Source organism: Luteibacter sp. SG786, assembly GCF_011759605.1.
Lineage (GTDB): Bacteria > Pseudomonadota > Gammaproteobacteria > Xanthomonadales > Rhodanobacteraceae > Luteibacter.
In genome coordinates this window covers 580,710-596,505 of record NZ_JAAOYX010000002.1, presented here as the reverse complement: position 1 = coordinate 596,505, position 15,796 = coordinate 580,710, and the positions used below count along the sequence as shown (strand labels likewise).

General features: G+C 65.4%; 16 protein-coding genes. 12 read left to right on the top strand and 4 right to left on the bottom strand.

Going from position 1 to position 15,796, the window contains the following annotated elements; all coding sequences use genetic code 11:
- Positions 1–123: 123 nt before the first annotated feature.
- From FHS47_RS14515 to FHS47_RS14505, 3 genes are all read left to right on the top strand, one after another.
- Positions 124–2,232 (top strand): TonB-dependent siderophore receptor, encoded by a 2,109-nt coding sequence (locus tag FHS47_RS14515; protein ID WP_167029329.1) that lies wholly within the window; start codon positions 124–126, stop codon positions 2,230–2,232.
- A 73-nt stretch (positions 2,233–2,305) separates the two neighbouring features.
- The gene (locus FHS47_RS14510) at positions 2,306–3,298 is read left to right on the top strand and encodes a glycoside hydrolase family 43 protein (protein ID WP_167029326.1); all 993 of its coding nucleotides are present in this window, start codon (positions 2,306–2,308) and stop codon (positions 3,296–3,298) included.
- A gap of 88 nt (positions 3,299–3,386) precedes the next feature.
- Complete coding sequence (locus FHS47_RS14505; protein ID WP_167029323.1) at positions 3,387–3,971, top strand: TetR/AcrR family transcriptional regulator; 585 nt, start codon at positions 3,387–3,389, stop codon at positions 3,969–3,971.
- Here FHS47_RS14505 and FHS47_RS14500 read toward each other — a convergent pair whose 3' ends face one another.
- Positions 3,972–4,892: a patatin-like phospholipase family protein gene (locus FHS47_RS14500; protein WP_167029320.1), complete on the bottom strand. Its 921-nt coding sequence runs from the start codon at positions 4,890–4,892 to the stop codon at positions 3,972–3,974. It abuts the gene before it with no gap.
- An 88-nt stretch (positions 4,893–4,980) separates the two neighbouring features.
- Entirely contained in the window at positions 4,981–6,006 is a 1,026-nt protein-coding gene (locus tag FHS47_RS14495) for a class 1 fructose-bisphosphatase (protein WP_167029317.1), read from the bottom strand.
- Between the two features lie 388 nt (positions 6,007–6,394).
- On the opposite strand from FHS47_RS14495, the gene FHS47_RS14490 reads away from it, so the two are divergent.
- From FHS47_RS14490 to FHS47_RS14465, 6 genes are all read left to right on the top strand, one after another.
- On the top strand, positions 6,395–7,036 hold the full coding sequence (locus FHS47_RS14490; RefSeq protein ID WP_167029314.1) for a glutathione S-transferase family protein: 642 nt from the start codon (positions 6,395–6,397) through the stop codon (positions 7,034–7,036).
- Between the two features lie 113 nt (positions 7,037–7,149).
- On the top strand, positions 7,150–7,854 hold the full coding sequence (locus tag FHS47_RS14485) for a YafY family protein (RefSeq protein WP_167029311.1): 705 nt from the start codon (positions 7,150–7,152) through the stop codon (positions 7,852–7,854).
- Between the two features lie 184 nt (positions 7,855–8,038).
- A complete protein-coding gene (locus FHS47_RS14480) occupies positions 8,039–9,766 on the top strand; it encodes a DUF885 family protein (RefSeq protein WP_167029308.1) in 1,728 nt (575 codons plus the stop codon).
- 68 nt (positions 9,767–9,834) lie between these two features.
- On the top strand, positions 9,835–10,236 hold the full coding sequence (locus FHS47_RS14475; protein ID WP_167029305.1) for an MbcA/ParS/Xre antitoxin family protein: 402 nt from the start codon (positions 9,835–9,837) through the stop codon (positions 10,234–10,236).
- Positions 10,233–10,928 carry an RES family NAD+ phosphorylase gene (locus FHS47_RS14470; RefSeq protein ID WP_167029302.1) on the top strand — a complete coding sequence of 232 codons (696 nt, stop codon included), beginning with the start codon at positions 10,233–10,235 and terminating at the stop codon, positions 10,926–10,928. Before FHS47_RS14475 ends, FHS47_RS14470 begins: the two co-directional genes overlap by 4 nt.
- Positions 10,929–10,985: 57 nt before the next feature.
- Positions 10,986–11,693: an SGNH/GDSL hydrolase family protein gene (locus FHS47_RS14465; RefSeq protein ID WP_167029299.1), complete on the top strand. Its 708-nt coding sequence runs from the start codon at positions 10,986–10,988 to the stop codon at positions 11,691–11,693.
- A gap of 408 nt (positions 11,694–12,101) precedes the next feature.
- On the opposite strand, the gene FHS47_RS14460 is transcribed toward FHS47_RS14465, so the two are convergent.
- A complete protein-coding gene (locus FHS47_RS14460; protein ID WP_167029296.1) occupies positions 12,102–12,371 on the bottom strand; it encodes a hypothetical protein in 270 nt (89 codons plus the stop codon).
- A 50-nt stretch (positions 12,372–12,421) separates the two neighbouring features.
- On the bottom strand, positions 12,422–13,309 hold the full coding sequence (gene phhA, locus FHS47_RS14455; protein WP_167029293.1) for a phenylalanine 4-monooxygenase: 888 nt from the start codon (positions 13,307–13,309) through the stop codon (positions 12,422–12,424).
- Between the two features lie 124 nt (positions 13,310–13,433).
- Between phhA and FHS47_RS14450 the strand changes: the two genes are divergently transcribed.
- The 3 genes from FHS47_RS14450 to FHS47_RS14440 all read left to right on the top strand — a co-directional run bounded on the left by FHS47_RS14450 (position 13,434) and on the right by FHS47_RS14440 (position 15,795).
- Entirely contained in the window at positions 13,434–13,913 is a 480-nt protein-coding gene (locus tag FHS47_RS14450; RefSeq protein WP_167029290.1) for an Lrp/AsnC family transcriptional regulator, read from the top strand.
- Between the two features lie 83 nt (positions 13,914–13,996).
- A complete protein-coding gene (locus tag FHS47_RS14445; protein WP_167029287.1) occupies positions 13,997–14,797 on the top strand; it encodes a lysophospholipid acyltransferase family protein in 801 nt (266 codons plus the stop codon).
- The gene (locus tag FHS47_RS14440; RefSeq protein ID WP_167029285.1) at positions 14,794–15,795 is read left to right on the top strand and encodes an alpha/beta fold hydrolase; all 1,002 of its coding nucleotides are present in this window, start codon (positions 14,794–14,796) and stop codon (positions 15,793–15,795) included. The genes FHS47_RS14445 and FHS47_RS14440 overlap by 4 nt, the downstream gene beginning before the upstream one ends.
- The last annotated feature ends 1 nt before the right edge of the window (position 15,796 follow it).

Genomic DNA, 15,796 nt, shown 5'->3' with positions numbered 1-15,796 from the left:
GGAATGAGAAGAATTCGCAATATTGCGTAGGCGTGGGCCCTTCGGTCATAATTGTAATGAGATTCATTCGCAATAATGACCACGTCACCGATCCGTCGGTGACGTCCGTTCCCGCGGAAGTCCATGACCTTGAACAGAAATATCCTCTTCGTGCTGCTCGCCGGCACATTGGCGCTGCCGACGTCCGTCCTCTCCCAGGATGCCTCCCCTCCCGAGGCGACCGGTGGAAAGGCCATACAACTCGCGCCCGTGGACGTGCACGGCCAGCGGCTGGACGAAGGCTATGCGCGCACCGATGCCTCCGGCGCCACCAAGACCGACACACCGATCGTGGAGACGCCACAGGCCATCTCGGTGATCTCGGCCACGCAGATGCTCGACCAGGGCGTGCTCACCGTGCAGGACGCCTTGCGCTATTCCGCCGGCGTTCGCGCGGACGCCTATGGCGTGGACAGCCGCGGCGACGATGCCTTCGTGCGAGGCACCTCGTTCACGCAGTACCTCGACGGGCTTCGCCAGTACTTCGGTTATGCCTACGCGCGCACGGAACCGTACTTCCTCGACCGCATCGAGATCGTGCGCGGCCCTTCATCGGTGCTGTATGGGCAGGGCACCACGGGTGGCCTCATCGCCTTGAACTCGAAACTGCCGCAGTTCACCGCCTCGCACGAGGTGGAAGCGCAACTCGGCAATTCGCAGCGCCGGCAGGTCGCCTTCGATTTCACCGGACCGCTGGACGCGGCGGGACATTGGGCTTATCGCCTCATCGGCGTATACCGCGATTCGGATTCGCAGATCGACCACGTGCCGGACGACCGTAAGGCCATCGCGCCCTCCATCACCTGGGCACCCGACGGCGACACGCGCTGGACGCTGTTGGCGAACCTGCAATTCGACCACAACGGCACCTCGCTCAACTTCCTTCCGCATGCGGGCACGCTGCTACCCAACCCCAACGGCCGGATAGACACCCACCGTTTCGTGAGCGAGCCGGGTTTCGATCGCTACGACACGAACCAGCGTTCGGTGACCTCGCTGTTCGAGCACCGTTTCAACGATACGTGGAAACTCGTGCAGAACATGCGCTACTCGCACGACAACGTGGACTACCGCACGCTCTACCCCGACGTCTATTCAAACCCGGCATATCCCTTCCTGGATGCCGATGAGCGCACCGTGGCGCGGTACAGCTACATCTCGATCGACCGCCACAAGCGCTTCGTCACGGACACCCACACGGAAGCCGACTTCGACTTCGCGGGCATGCGGCATCGGGTGCTCGTTGGCCTCGACATCGGCTATTCGCATACCGACAGCCGCCAGGGCAACGGATACGATGGCGTGCCGTTCGACCTTTACGCGCCGGTGTACGGCAACGGCTTCGTCGCGCCCGACGTCTTCCCGATCGCAAGCAGCCGCACTCGCCAGACAGGCCTGTATGCGCAGGACCAGATCAACTGGGGCGACCACTGGATCGCCACCGTGGGCATCCGCCACGACCGCGCCACGCTCACTACCGGCGACGACCGCTCGGTGGACAATGCCACGACCTCGCGTTTCGGCGTGATGTATCGCTTCGACAGCGGACTGGTGCCGTACCTGAGTTACACGGAATCCTTCCAGCCGCTCGACAGCCTGGACTTCTACAACCGTCCCTATGAACCCCTGCGCGGGAAGCAGTATGAGGCGGGCGTGAAGTACCAGCCGCCCGGCTCGGCGACGCTCCTCACCGCGACCTACTACGACCTTCGCGAGGAAAACCGCCTGGCGCCCGACCCGGAAAACCCGCTCAACCAGATCCAGGCCGGCAAGGCGAAAACCCGCGGCGTGGAGCTGGAAGCATCGACGCGTATCGCATCGCACCTCGACCTCATCGGCACGTACACCTGGACCAAGGCGCGGCCCGACGATGGGACCATCGTGGCGGGTTTACCGAAGAACCAGGGCTCGGTGTGGGGCGTCTATCATGTGAACGATGCGGAGAGCGACGGCCTGAGCTTCGGCGTCGGCGCGCGCTACATCGGCGTGAACTACGACGAGACCGGCACGCTGCGGGTGCCGCACAAGACGCTGTTCGATGCGATGGTCGCGTACACACAGGGCCCCTGGCGGTTCTCGTTGAACGCGGCGAACCTTACCGACCAGGTCTACAACGCAAGTTGCCTCGCACGCGGCGACTGTTTCTACGGACCGCGTCGCAGCATCCTGGGTAGTGCCCGCTACCGCTTCTGAGCCCACGGGTTGGCATCCGGACGTCCAAACCCGCTAGGATCGGATGTTCGAATCTGGCCGAAGGGGTGTGGGGATGGGCTTTCGCAACTTGCTGGGGGGCGCGCTGCTGGCTGCGCTGACGTCGACGGCGGCTTTGGCCGCACCGCCTCCGGGCCACGCCGGCAATCCCGTGTTCCCCGGCTGGTACGCCGATCCGGAAGCCGCGATCTTCAACGATACCTATTGGATCTATCCCACCACGTCGCTGAAGTACGCCGAGCAGCGCGGCTTCGACGCGTTCTCGTCGCCGGACCTCGTGCACTGGACAAAACATGCCGACGTCCTGGACATCAAGGACATTCCCTGGGCGAAGAAGGCGCTTTGGGCGCCCGCGCTCGTCGAGAAGGACGGCAAGTATTATTTCTTCTTCGCTGCGAACGACATCCAGAGCGACAAGGAGCTCGGCGGCATCGGCGTGGCGGTGGCGGACAAGCCCGAGGGTCCGTTCCGCGACTTGATCGGCAAGCCGCTGATCGGCGCGTTCCACAACGGTGCGCAGCCGATCGACCAGTTCGTGTTCCACGACGACGACGGCACCTGGTACATGATCTACGGCGGCTGGAAGCACGCCAACATCGTGAAGCTGAAACCGGACTTCACCGGTGTCGAGCCGATGGCCGACGGCACCGTGTTCAAGGAGATCACCCCCGCGCCCGAATACGTGGAAGGGCCGCTGATGTTCAAGCGCAACGGCAAGTACTACTTCATGTGGTCGGAAGGTGGTTGGACGGGTCCGGACTACTCGGTGGCGTATGCCATCGGCGATTCGCCGCTGGGGCCGTTCAAGCGCATCGGGAAAATCCTCGAGCAGGATCCGAAGGTCGCCACCGGGGCGGGGCACAACTCGGTGTTCCATGTGGCGAAGGACGATTCCTGGTACATCGTTTACCACCGGCATCCGCTCGGCGACACGAACGGGAACCATCGGCAAACGTCCATCGAGCACATGTACTTCGACAAGGACGGGAAGATCCTCCCCGTGAAGATCACCAATGAAGGGGTGAAGGCCAACCCGCTGCGACCCTAACCTAGGCAGCTAAAGCTCGACCTTTCGACACGCAAGGATTCGCTACAATCCCCGCGGGGCAGGACCATTCCTGCGGGAGTGAGGCAGCATGCGTTACGAGAAAGGGCATAAAGAACAGACGCGCCAGAAGATCGTCGAGGCAGCGTCGCAGCGCTTCCGCGCCGAGGGCATCGACGGGGTCGGTGTCGTCAGCCTCATGGGCGAGGTGGGGCTCACCCAGGGCGGCTTCTACAATCATTTCGGATCGAAGGAAGACCTCGTCCGCGAAAGCGTGGTGGCGGGAGCCGCCTGCGCCATCAAGCGGCTCACGGCGAAGGTGAACGCGTCGCGCGGCGAGAGTTACCGTGCGTTGATCAATGGTTATCTGTCCGCCGAGCACCGCGATCAGCCGGAAACCGGCTGCGTCGCCGCGGCGCTGTCGGCCGAAATGGCCCGCCGGCCGCTGGAGACGAAAACCGCTTTCACCGACGGCTTCGCCGAAATGGTGGATCTGATCGCCTCGACGTTGCCCGCCACGGTGCGTGGCAAGCGCCGTCGCACGCTGTCGATGGCGGTGTTCGCCTCGCTGGTGGGCTCGATGTCGCTGGCGCGTGCCGTGGCCGACAAAAAACTCTCCGACGAGATCCTTTCGCTGGGTCGCCAGGCTGCTCTGGAGCTGGTGGAAGCGGGCTGACTACTTCGTGGTGGGCGCGTTGCCCATCGCGGCGGTTTTCGCGGCCAGCTTCGCCTTGATGGCCGGCATGGCCGCGAGTGCCGCACGCTCGCCTTCGAGGATGGCGACGTTCTTCTGATCGAAGTCGGTGGGCCCGATCTGGCCCACCTTCGGCCGGATGACGATGTCGGCGCGCCCGAGCTCCTGTTCGGCGAGTTTGCGGCCCATGATGGTGATCGACTGGCCCACGATGCCCACCATGCTGTCGGGATTGCTGCCGTCGGGCCGTGCCGAGATGTCCACGGCGATGACGATGTCGGCACCGAGCTGGCGCGCGGCATCCACGGGAACCGGGCTCACGACGCCGCCGTCGACGAAGTGCTTGCCCGCGATCTCCACGGGTTCGAACACGCCCGGAATGCTGCTCGAAGCGCGCACGGCCTGTCCGGCGTTTCCGCGGATGAAGACGGCGCGTTCGCCGTCTTCCAGTTCGGTGGCCACGGCGGCGAAGGGAATGCGCAGTTTTTCGATCGGTGTCTGCCGCAGCAGCTGGTTCACGTAATCCTGCAACTTTTGCCCCTGCACCAGGCCGCCGGAGAAGAACCGCACGTCGCGGATCTTTCCTTCGTCGAGCGAGAACGCTGTCTCCTGCAACTGGAACGCGTCCATGCCGCTCGCGTACAACGCGCCGACGACGCTGCCGGCGCTGGTGCCGGAAACCACGTCGGGGTGGATGCCGTTCGCTTCCAGCATCTTGATGACGCCGATATGCGCGAAGCCCTTGGCGGCGCCGCCACCCAGCGCCAGCCCCACGCGCGGTTTCGCCGCCAGGACGGGCAGGGCGTTCTCGGGGCGGGCATCCGGCTTGCTGCCGCCGAAACAGCCGGCGAGCAGGGCCGCGCAAAGGAGCGGAAGCCAGGAACGGGGGCGGGGAAAGCGCATGGGGGGCACGGTAGGAGAGAAAGGCAGCGGCATCATCGGGCCTCCGCGCGGCGGAGGCCTGACAGGTTCATGGCGAAAGCAGGGCCGTTCAGCCGCGGGTGTCGTCGGCTTCCAGGTGATAGCGGGTGACGATGTCGATCTCGTTCCGCGAGCCGAGGAATACCGGCACCCGTTGGTGCAGGGCCGTGGGCTGGATATCCATGAGCCGCTGGCGGCCGGTGGTGGCTGCGCCGCCGGCCTGTTCGACGATGAAGGCCATGGGATTCGCCTCGTACATCAGCCGCAGCTTGCCCGTGCCGCCCTTCGCCGTGATCTTCGCGTCCAGCGGATAGATGAAGACGCCGCCGCGGGTGATGATGCGGTGCACGTCAGCCACCATGGACGCCACCCAGCGCATGTTGAAGTCGCGGCCGCGCGGTCCGGTGGTGCCGGCCAGCAGCTCGTCGATGTAACGCTGCATCGGCGCTTCCCAGTGGCGCTGGTTCGACATGTTGATGGCGAACTCGCTGGTGTCGGCGGGAATGACGATGTCGCGGCGGGTAAGCACGAAGCTGCCGTGCTCGCGGTCCAGCGTGAACTCGTGCACGCCATGGCCGAAGGTGAGCACCAGCAGGGTGCTGGGGCCGTAGACCACGTAGCCAGCTGCGACCTGCTCGGTACCGGACTGGAGGAAATCGCCCACCTTGGGCTCGGTGACACCGTCCGGGCAGCGCAGCACCGAGAAGATGGTGCCCACGGAAACGTTCACGTCGATGTTGGACGAGCCGTCGAGCGGGTCGAACAGGAGCAGGTGGTTGCCCTTCGGGTAGGCGTCGGGAATGGGCTGCGGATCGTCCATTTCTTCCGATGCGCAGGCAGCGAGGTGGCCGCCCCAGGCATTCGCTTCCAGCAGGATCTCGTTGGAGATGACGTCGAGCTTCTTCTGCGCCTCGCCTTGCACGTTCTCCGAACCGGCATTGCCGAGCACCCCGCCCAGGGCACCCTTGCCGGTGGCGACGGAGATGCGCTTACAGGCGCGGGCCACCACCTCGATCAGCAGGCTGAGCTGGGCATTGATGTGCCCGGCGCGCTTCTCTTCGATCAGGAACTGGATCAGGGAAATCGGTTTCGTCATCGGGCGGGACTCTGGCGCGAAAGCCGGCATTGTCCGCGTCGGCGATGAACCGCGCCAGTGGGACTGCTGACAGTACGTTGTCAGCAGCCCCCGGTCAGACTTTCCCCTCAAGCAACGGGGAGGACATGCCATGAACCGCTTTCTCGACCGGCTCGCCCGTCTTTATGCGCCGCTGGGCCGCCGCGGCCTGCTGATGGACGGGCAGTTTCGCTTCGCGCCCGACGCGCCGCGCCGCACGGGCGGGCGGAAGGCAAGGGCTCGCGCGCCCACCACAAACGCTGTAGGAGCCGCTATGGCGGCGAGAGGGAAGCTTTCGCCGCTATAGCGGCTCCTACCGTTTCCGGCTTCCACAGACATCGCTCCAACGACCATCGACAAGGACCCTCGCATGAACACGCCGCATCGGATCAAATTCCATCACGCCCCGAACAGTCGCTCGGGCAGCACCTTGATGCTGCTGGAAGAACTCGGGGCGCAGTACGACATGCACGTGATGGATCTGAGGAAAGGCGAGCAGCGCCAGCCCAGCTACATGAAGGTGAACCCGATGGGGAAGGTGCCTGCCATCGAACACCTTGGCGGTCTGGTGACCGAACGCCCCGCGATCTTCACCTACCTCGCCGACCTCTATCCCGCCGCCGGCCTGGCGCCCGCGCTCGACAGCCCGCTGCGCGGTCCGTACCTGCGCTGGCTGGCCTTCTACGGTTCGTGTTTCGAGCCGGCGGTGATGGACCGCTTCATGAAGCACGAGCCCGGTCCGCCGATGACCTGCCCCTACGGCGACTTCGACACCGTGATCGACCTGATCGAGGCGCAGCTGGCGCCGGGCCCGTGGCTGCTCGGCGAGACCTTCACCGCCGCGGACATCCTCTGGGCCAGCGCACTGGACTGGACGATGAAGTTCGGCATCGTTCCCCGCCGCGACGCCTTCGAGGCGTATGTCGCCCGCCTCATGGTGCGTCCGGCCATCGTCAGGGCTGCGATTCAGGACGAAGCGCTGGCCCGTGCACAGTCCCTGGCCGCCGCGTGAGCCGCGGCGATGCGGCCTGCCCCGAAGAGGTTCGGCCATGCCCTGGTCACCGGCGGGCCGCACCGTGACTTCCATCGCTTCCCGCGCCGCGCGCGGGAAGCGATGATGTGCGAATGCGCCGTGCCGACCGCCTGTTCCTCATCATCAACGCCCTTCGTGGCCGGCGAACGGCGCTGCCTGCCCGGCAGCTGGCGAGCACGCTCGAAGTGTCGTTGCGCACGGTGTATCGCGACGTCGCGGACCTGCAACTCTCGGGCGTTCCGATCGAAGGCGAGGCCGGTGTGGGCTACCTCCTGCGCAAGGGCTCGGACATCCCCCCGCTGATGTTCTCCGCCGACGAACTGGAAGCCCTCGTGGCCGGCACGCGTTTCGTTCGCGCGTTCGCCGGCGAACGGCTGGCGCGCGAGGCACAGGCCGCGCTGATCAAGATCGAAGCCGTGCTGCCGTCCGAGCTGCGCGAGAAGGCGGCGCAGTCGCGCATCTTCGCGCCGATCTGGCGCGACCCCTTCCAGAACCACATCGCCACCATGCTCGACCGCCTGCACGAGGCCGTGCTCGCGCGCCGGGTGCTTTGCCTGGAGTATTGCGACGCCGAAGGACGAAGCAGCACGCGCGAGGTGGAGCCGCTTTGCCTGTCCTTCTGGGGCGGGGCCTGGACCCTGGGCACGTGGTGCCGCCATCGCCAGGCCTTCCGCAACTTCCGCCCCGACCGCATCGCCGAGTGCCGCGACGCCGGCGAAACCTTCCCCGACCTGCCGGGCCGCAACCTCGAGGCCTATCTGGAAACGATGCGCGGACACTACGCGGGGCTGGAATAAATCCGTGTGGGAGCCGGCCAGGCCTTTGTGGGAGCCGCTTCAGCGGCGATGGGTGCTTGCGGTTAGCTTGCCCGCTGCCGCGGGATCGCCGGCATAGCCGGCTCCCACAAAGGCGCAGCCGGCTCCCGCCGCGCGGTACGGGATGCGATGATCGGGAAATACGTCCCCCGATAACGGAGCCTGCATGTCCCCCTGGATTCGCGCCATCGCCTTCGCCGGCCTGTTTGCCGGCGCCGCTCATGCCGCCACGACCCCCGACGATTCGTTCCGCGCCATCTACACGAAGGAATGGGCATGGCGTAACGGGCAGGCCGGGATCCTCACCTCGGGCGAGGCCCAACCGGGCGACGGGCGTCTGGATACGGTGGACGCGGCGAACCAGGCGAAGCGGCTCGCCTATTGGAACGACGTGCTTGCCCAGCTTGATCACATCGACACGAAGGGCTTGAGCGGCAAGGCTCGCGTCGACTACGAGGTCTATCGTGCGCAGATCGCCAACCTCGCGGCTGCGCAACGCTTCCAGCAATGGCAGATGCCGTTCAACAGCGATTCGGCGTTCTGGTCCGACATCGGCTATGTGCTGCACGGCGACGACCTGCGCACGCGCGACGACTATCGCCATTACGTGGAGCGTCTGCGCCAGATTCCGGCGTACATGGACCAGGAGATCGCAAACATGCGCCTGGGCCTTGCGCGCGGGTTCACGGTGCCGCGCGCGGTGCTCGACGGTCGCGACGTTTCCATCGCCGCGGTGGCCGAACTGAAGCAGCCGGAAGACAGTGCGCTGTACAAGCCGTTCAAGTCGATGCCGAAGAACCTACCGGAAGCGGACGCCGAAGCGCTGCGGAAAGAAGCGCGCGAAGCCATCGCGAACGGCGTGATTCCCGCCTACGGCCGCCTTCTTGCGTTCTTCCGCAACGAGTATGTGCCGAAGGCGCGAACCACGCTCGCGGCCGAGTCGCTCCCCGACGGCAAGGCCTACTATCGGCAGCAGATTCGCGAGTACACCACGCTCGATCTGTCGCCCGACGACATCCACGCCATTGGCCTGCGTGAAGTGGAACACATCCACGCGGCCATGCTGGAGACGATGAAGGAGACCGGATTCAAGGGCGACTTCCCGGCCTTCCTGACGTTCCTACGCAAGGACCCGCAGTTCTACGCGAAGACGCCCGACGAACTGCTGATGCGCACGGCATGGGTGGCGAAGCAGGTGGATGCCAAGTTGGGCAAGTTCTTCGGCCTGCTGCCGCGGCAGCGTTTCGCCATCGAGCCGGTGCCGGCCGACATCGCGCCGTATTACACCTCCGGTCGCGGCGGTGCCGACGTCTATATGGTGAACACGTACGACCTGCCTTCGCGCCCGCTGTTCAACATGCCGGCGCTGACCCTGCACGAATCGATGCCGGGCCATTCGCTGCAGCTGGCGCTTTCCGCCGAGCAGCAGGGGCTGCCGGAGTTCCGCCGCGACGGTTACATTTCCGCGTATGGCGAGGGCTGGGCGTTGTATTCGGAGTACCTCGGTAACGAGATGGGCATCTACCACACGCCGTACGAGCGCTTTGGTTATCTCACCTACCAGATGTGGCGCGCGTGCCGCCTCGTCGTCGATACGGGCATCCACCACCTCGGGTGGACGCGCCAGCAGGCGATCGACTACCTCACCCAGAACACGGCGCTCAGCGATCGCGAAATCGCCAACGAAGTGGATCGCTACATCAGCTGGCCGGGCCAGGCCCTGTCGTACGAGCTGGGTTATCTGAAAATCCGGGAACTGCGGGCCAGGGCGGAACAGCAGCTGGGCGAGAAGTTCGACCTGCGGGCATTCCACGACACGGTCCTGGCCCTGGGCTCCGTACCCCTGCCGGTACTCGAGCAACACGTCGACGCCTGGATCGCATCCCGCAAGTAGGGGCGTTGGTACAGCATTTTCTCTCTGTATGGAGTACACTGCGTCACAACTCCACAGGTGAAGCGACGATGCAGAACGCCATCCATGCCGAACCGATCCACCTCGCCGACGCCGGCGGCCCGGCGCTGAGGGCCTTCTTCGCGCTCGCCGAGCGCTGGAAGCTCCGTCCCCCCGAGCAGCGCACGCTGCTGGGGGAGCCGCCGGAATCCACCTATTTCAAGTGGAAGAAACAGCAGGACGGTACGCCGTCGCGCGACGTCATCGAGCGCATCAGCTACCTGCTCGGCATCTGGAAAGACCTGCAGATTCTCTTTCCCGACCCGAACCAGGCGGACGCCTGGGTGCGCAAACCGAACGATGCGCCCTTGTTCGGCGGGCGCTCCGCGCTCGACCGCATGCTCTCGGGCAACGTTGCCGACCTCTACGTCGTCCGTCAGTACCTGGACGCCCAGCGCGGCTGGAACGGATGAGCGCCGCGCCTCCGCTCCGCCGCATCCGCTGGAGCCAGGCCTATCGGATCGTGTCGAGCCGCTTCCCGCCCGTCGGCCTTTTCGACCGTATCGCCGATCCGAAAGACATCGACGCCGTCATGGCCATCGAATCGATGACGAACCCGCGCCTGCGGGAGGAAATGGGCGCGTTGCGCCTCGTACCCCCTGACCGTCGCGTCTCGGGGCAGGGTACGTCGCCGATCATGGCCGCCTTCACCCATATCTCGCCCGAGGGAAGCCGATTCAGCGACGGCCATTGGGGCGTGTTCTACGCCGCGCACAGCGTGTCGACGGCCATCGAGGAAACGGTATTCCATCGCGAGGCGTTCCTCGCGGCCACGCGCGAACCGCCGATGGACGTGCAGGTGCGCTGTTACAAGACAGCCATCACGGGCCGCTTCCACGACATCCGCGGCGGCTGGGCCGCCGAGCACGATCCGGATTCCTACGCGGCCAGCGTGAAACTTGCCCGCTCGCTGCGCGAGCAGGGCTCCAACGGCATCGTCTACGACAGCGCCCGTCATGCCGGCGGCGAGTGCGTGGCCGCGTTCTATCCGGACGTGGTGGCGCCCTGCATCCAGGCGGAGCACTTCATCTACCGCTGGAACGGCACCCGAATCGAAGCGGTGTTGAAGGTGACCCCTGTGGAGCGGCATGGGGGCAGGGGATGAAGGCACGTGGTGCAGCGCAATTTGCCCCGGCATCTCCATAGGTTTACGGTGGAGCGGATGAAAAAGCTCGCGCTCCTCCTCACCCTCCTCGTCCTTTCCTTCGGCACTTACGCCAAGGGCCCCGACCACAGCCAGTGGGAACACGACATCCAGGCCTTCGAGGCCGCGGACAAGGCGTCCCCGCCCCCGTCGAACGCCGTGCTCTTTATCGGCAGTTCCTCCATCCGCATGTGGACGACGCTGGCGCAGGATTTTCCGAACTACCGCGTGATCAACCGCGGCTTCGGTGGCTCCGACCTCGACGACAGCACGGCTTTCGCCGATCGCATCGTCACGCCGTACCACCCGGTGGCCATCGTGCTGTACGCCGGTGACAACGACCTGCAGAACGGTGACACGCCCGAGCAGGTGCGTGACGACTTCGCCGCGTTCGTGGCCAAGGTGCGCAAGGACCAGTCCGACCTGCCGATCGCCTTTATTTCGATCAAGCCGAGCATCGCGCGGCTTGCCCTTCTGGGGAACATCCAGCGCGCGAACAAGCTGGTGCGCGACTGGTCCATGGGGCAGAAGGGGGTGGCATTCCTCGACGTGGCGCCCGCGATGCTCGACGCGAACGGTCAGCCGAAGCCAGCGCTTTTCCGCGACGACGGCCTGCACATGAACTCTGCGGGCTACGCGCTCTGGGTGGCGCAGGTGCGCCCATGGCTGGCCGACCACGCGCAGGCCGCCGAAGTTAAACGGGAACCAAATGCTCCTGTGCAGTGAGACGGGAACTTCACGGGATTGGCCTTATCTAAGTATTCGATCGCCGAGAGGCGACCTGTTGGCAAGCGACGCTTCAATGAGTCGATTGTCCCGGGTCCCGCTATTTCCCCTGATAGCCTGGACCCGACGCGACCCCGGCAGCTCCTCCCCTGGCTGCCGGGGTTTTATTTTGTCTGCTCGTCGCGAGCACCCATCGCCGCTGAAGCGGCTCCCACAGAAAGCGGGGTGTCTCTTTAGAGAGCGGGCTGCCCTTGTGGGAGCCGGCTATGCCGGCGATTCCGCGGCAGCGGCAAGCTGGCCGCGAGCACCCATCGCCGCTGAAGCGGCTCCCACAAAGAGCCATGCCGCGGCTTCCACAAAAAGCCGGGCCGGTCTTTGAAAAAGACGGTTGCTCCCGCCCGGAGCGGGTCAGGCGTGCTGCGCCCGCGGGAAATACGGCTTGATGGACGTGTCGAACGCGCGCCAGACACCGTCGTTGCCCTGGATGTTGAGCACGATGTCGGACGCCGCATTGGCGGCCTCGATCCGGCGAGCCTCCCTGAGAGCGCATTCGAGTGCGTCGTCCCGCGAGCAGAACTCGCCGACCTCGCACTCGTTCTTCTGCAGCAGCCACAGACCGGGACCCACGGACTCGAAAGGAATATCGAAGACAACCACGGCGGAATCACCCCTGTTCATTGCACGTAGCCCCCATCCTAGGGAGCCACGTGTTAGGTCTCCGTCGAGCCTTAGTTGTCCCCGCCCGAAGCGAAGCCTTCGCGGGTGCCCCGGCGGTACACCTTGTCGGTCGGAAGGATCTGGGCCGCGGCGACCGGGGTGCCCTGGGCCAGCCTGGCATAGATGGGGGTGAAGTCCGGGCCGGTGGCTTCGAACAGCTGCTCGAAGTCGTCGATGACGAAGTAGGTCTGCTGGTAGGTGTCGATCCGGTACTTCGTGTTCATGACCCGCTCCAGGTCGAAACCGATGCGGTTCGGCGCCGGGGAGTCGATGGAGTAGATGGATTCGCCCTTGGAGCTGACGATGCCGGCCCCGTAGATGCGCAGGCCCTTATCCGTGCGGATAAGCCCGAATTCCACCGTGTACCAGTACAGGCGCGTGAGGTTCATCAGTGCCTCCGGCCCGATGGCATGCGCCTTCATGCCGCCCTTGCCGTAGGCCTGCATGTAGTCGGCGAACACCGGATTGAGCAGCAGTGGCACGTGCCCGAACAGGTCGTGGAACAGGTCGGGCTCCGACAGGTAGTCCAACTGGTCCGGCTTGCGGATCCACCAGCTCACCGGGAAGCGCCGGTTCGCGAGGTGGTCGAAGAACACCTCGTCGGGAAGCAGCCCTTCCACGGCCACGAGCTGCCAGCCGGTGGCCTTGCCCAGCACCTTGTTCAGTTCGTCGAAGCGCGGGATGCCGCCGTCGCCGAGGCCGAAGCGTTCCACGCCATCGAGGAATTCCTGGCAGGCATAGGCCGGCAGCAGTTCCCGCTGGCGGCGGTACAGGGTGTCCCAGACCTCGTGGTCGGTCTTCGAATAGCTGGCCCAGGGTTGCTCGACCGTGCCGGTGGCATACACGGGCACGTATCCACGGTCGGTCTGCTGGTGTTCGACGCGGCGGGGGGTGTCCATGGCTGTCTCCGGTGGTTGAAGCAACAGCATAGCGACGGACGGGCGCAATAGGCTTGCAATGTTGCGCGTGTAAGGGGCGGTATGACAATAATGAGCGTCATAAACCCAATATGACGAAAGAATCGTGCAAGCCACCCTCGATCGAACGGACCTGCGCATCCTGGCCACGCTCCAGGCCAACGGTCGGATGAGCAATGCGGAACTCGCCGCCGAGGTGAGCCTTTCTCCATCCGCCTGCCTTCGCCGCGTGCAGAAACTCGAATCCGACGGCGTCATCGCGGGGTACGGCGCCCGGCTGGAGCCACGTGCGCTTGGGCTGGGGTTGCAGGCTTTCGTGCGCGTGCAGCTCTCACGCCACGAGTCCGACGCCATCGATTCGTTCACCGAGCGGGTGGCCGCATGGGACGAGGTGGTGTCCTGCTATGCCCTCACTGGCGACATGGACTACCTGCTCCAGGTATACGTGGCGGACCTCGATGGCTTTTCTCGCTTTCTGCTCGACCGCCTGCTCAATGCGGCGGGGGTAGCGGACGTGAACACCAGCTTCGTCCTGAGGACCGTCAAGGCCTCTACCGCCTTGCCCCTCGGTAATGTCCGCCCCTGAAGTACCTCAACCACCCGTTCCCTAAGAATAAAATCATGCTCCCCTAGCGGCAGGCAGCGCCCCTCGTTAATCTTGTGCGCTCGATGGAAGCCGCCTCCGCCAACCCGACGCCCCCCGACCGCATGCGACCGCTTCGCTATCTGTGGCGGGTGCCGCTGTTGCTGCTCCACATCCTGTTCGGCATCGTCATTTGCGCGCTGATCCTGAGCTGGGCCGGCGGCGTGATGAAAGACGGCCGCGAACCGCTGGCCCATCGCACCATCCGCATGTGGTCCACCCTGCTCCTGCGGGTGTTCGGGTTCCGCAGTCGCCGCTTCGGCACGCCATTGCCGGATCCGGTGCTGTTCGTCGCCAACCACACCTCGTGGCTCGACATCGAACTGCTCCATTCGCAGCGGGCCGCCTGCTTCGTCGCCAAGGCGGAGATCGCCAGCTGGCCGCTGGTGGGTTGGATGGCTTCCCGCGGCGGCACGATCTTCCATCGCCGCGGGAACAACCACTCCCTGTCGTCGGTGATGGCCGCCATGGTGGAGCGCCTGCGCGAAGGCCGTTCCGTGGCGGTGTTCCCCGAAGGCGGTACCGGCCACAACGGTGTGCTGCGTGTGTTCCATGCGCGCATCTTCCAGGCCGCCCTCGACGCCGAGGTGCCGGTGCAGCCGGTGGCCCTGCGCTTCGCACGGCACGGCCGCCGGGTCGTCGACGCCGGTTTCCGCGAGGGCGAAAGCTTCATGGGCAATTTCCTGCGCCTGCTCGGCGAGCCGCCGCTCGACGTGGAGGTGCACTTCCTGGAGCCCGTGCCGGTGTCGCCGGAGGGGCGCCGCCGCATGGCCGAAGCCTCGCGCGAGCGCATCGCGGTGGCCCTGGATACCGACACGCCGGCATGAGCCTGCCGACGGGCTCCGACTTCCGACCGCCGTGGCCACTCCGCAGTGGCCACATCCAGACCATGTTGTCGTCCAGCGGCATCCGGCGCCGGCTGTTGCCCAAGCAGGCGCGGCGGGTGCAGGAAAACGCGCAGGAAGTGCTGGTGGATGTCGGCCACGGCGACCGCCTGAGCGGCCGCTACACCGCCCAGCGCACCGGTCGCGAGTCGCGCGGCCTCGCCATCCTCTTCCACGGCTGGGAAGGCAGTGTGGATTCCACCTATGTCCTGCAGACGGGCAGCCGCCTGCTCGACGACGGCTGGGACATCTTCCGCCTGAATTTCCGCGATCACGGCGATAGCCACGGCCTCAACGAGGCCCTGTTCCACTCGTGCCGTATCGACGAGGTGGTGACGGCGATGGGCGAGATCGCGCGCATGTTCCCCGCGAAGGCCATCGGCGTGGCGGGTTTCTCCCTCGGCGGCAACTTCGCGCTGCGCGCCGGCATGCTGGCGCCCTCGCAGGGCGTGCCGGTGGATTATGTGCTGGCCGTGTGCCCCATCATCGATCCCAGCGAAGGCCTGTTCTCGCTGGAAAGCGAGGCGCCCTGGTTCTACCAGGCGTATTTCATGCAGAAGTGGCGCCGCTCGCTGCGCCTGAAACAGCAGGCATTTCCGCAGCAGACGTATTTCGAGCTGGAGGAACTGCGCCAGAACATGCGCGACCTCACGCGTTCCCTGGTGCTGCGCCACACCGACTTCGGTTCGCTCGAAGCCTACCTGGACGGCTATTCCGTTGCCGGCGACCGGCTGATGGACCTGCACCTGCCTGCCACGATCCTCACGTCGCGCGACGATCCCGTGATTCCGGTGGCCGCGTTCGACCAGCTGCGCCTGCCGCCCAACGTCGAGCTCGACATCGCGGCCTACGGCGGCCATTGCGGTTTCATTCGCGACTACAGCATGACCAGCTTCACCGACGACTACATCGCCGCCCGTTTCGACGCCATAACCCGCTGAT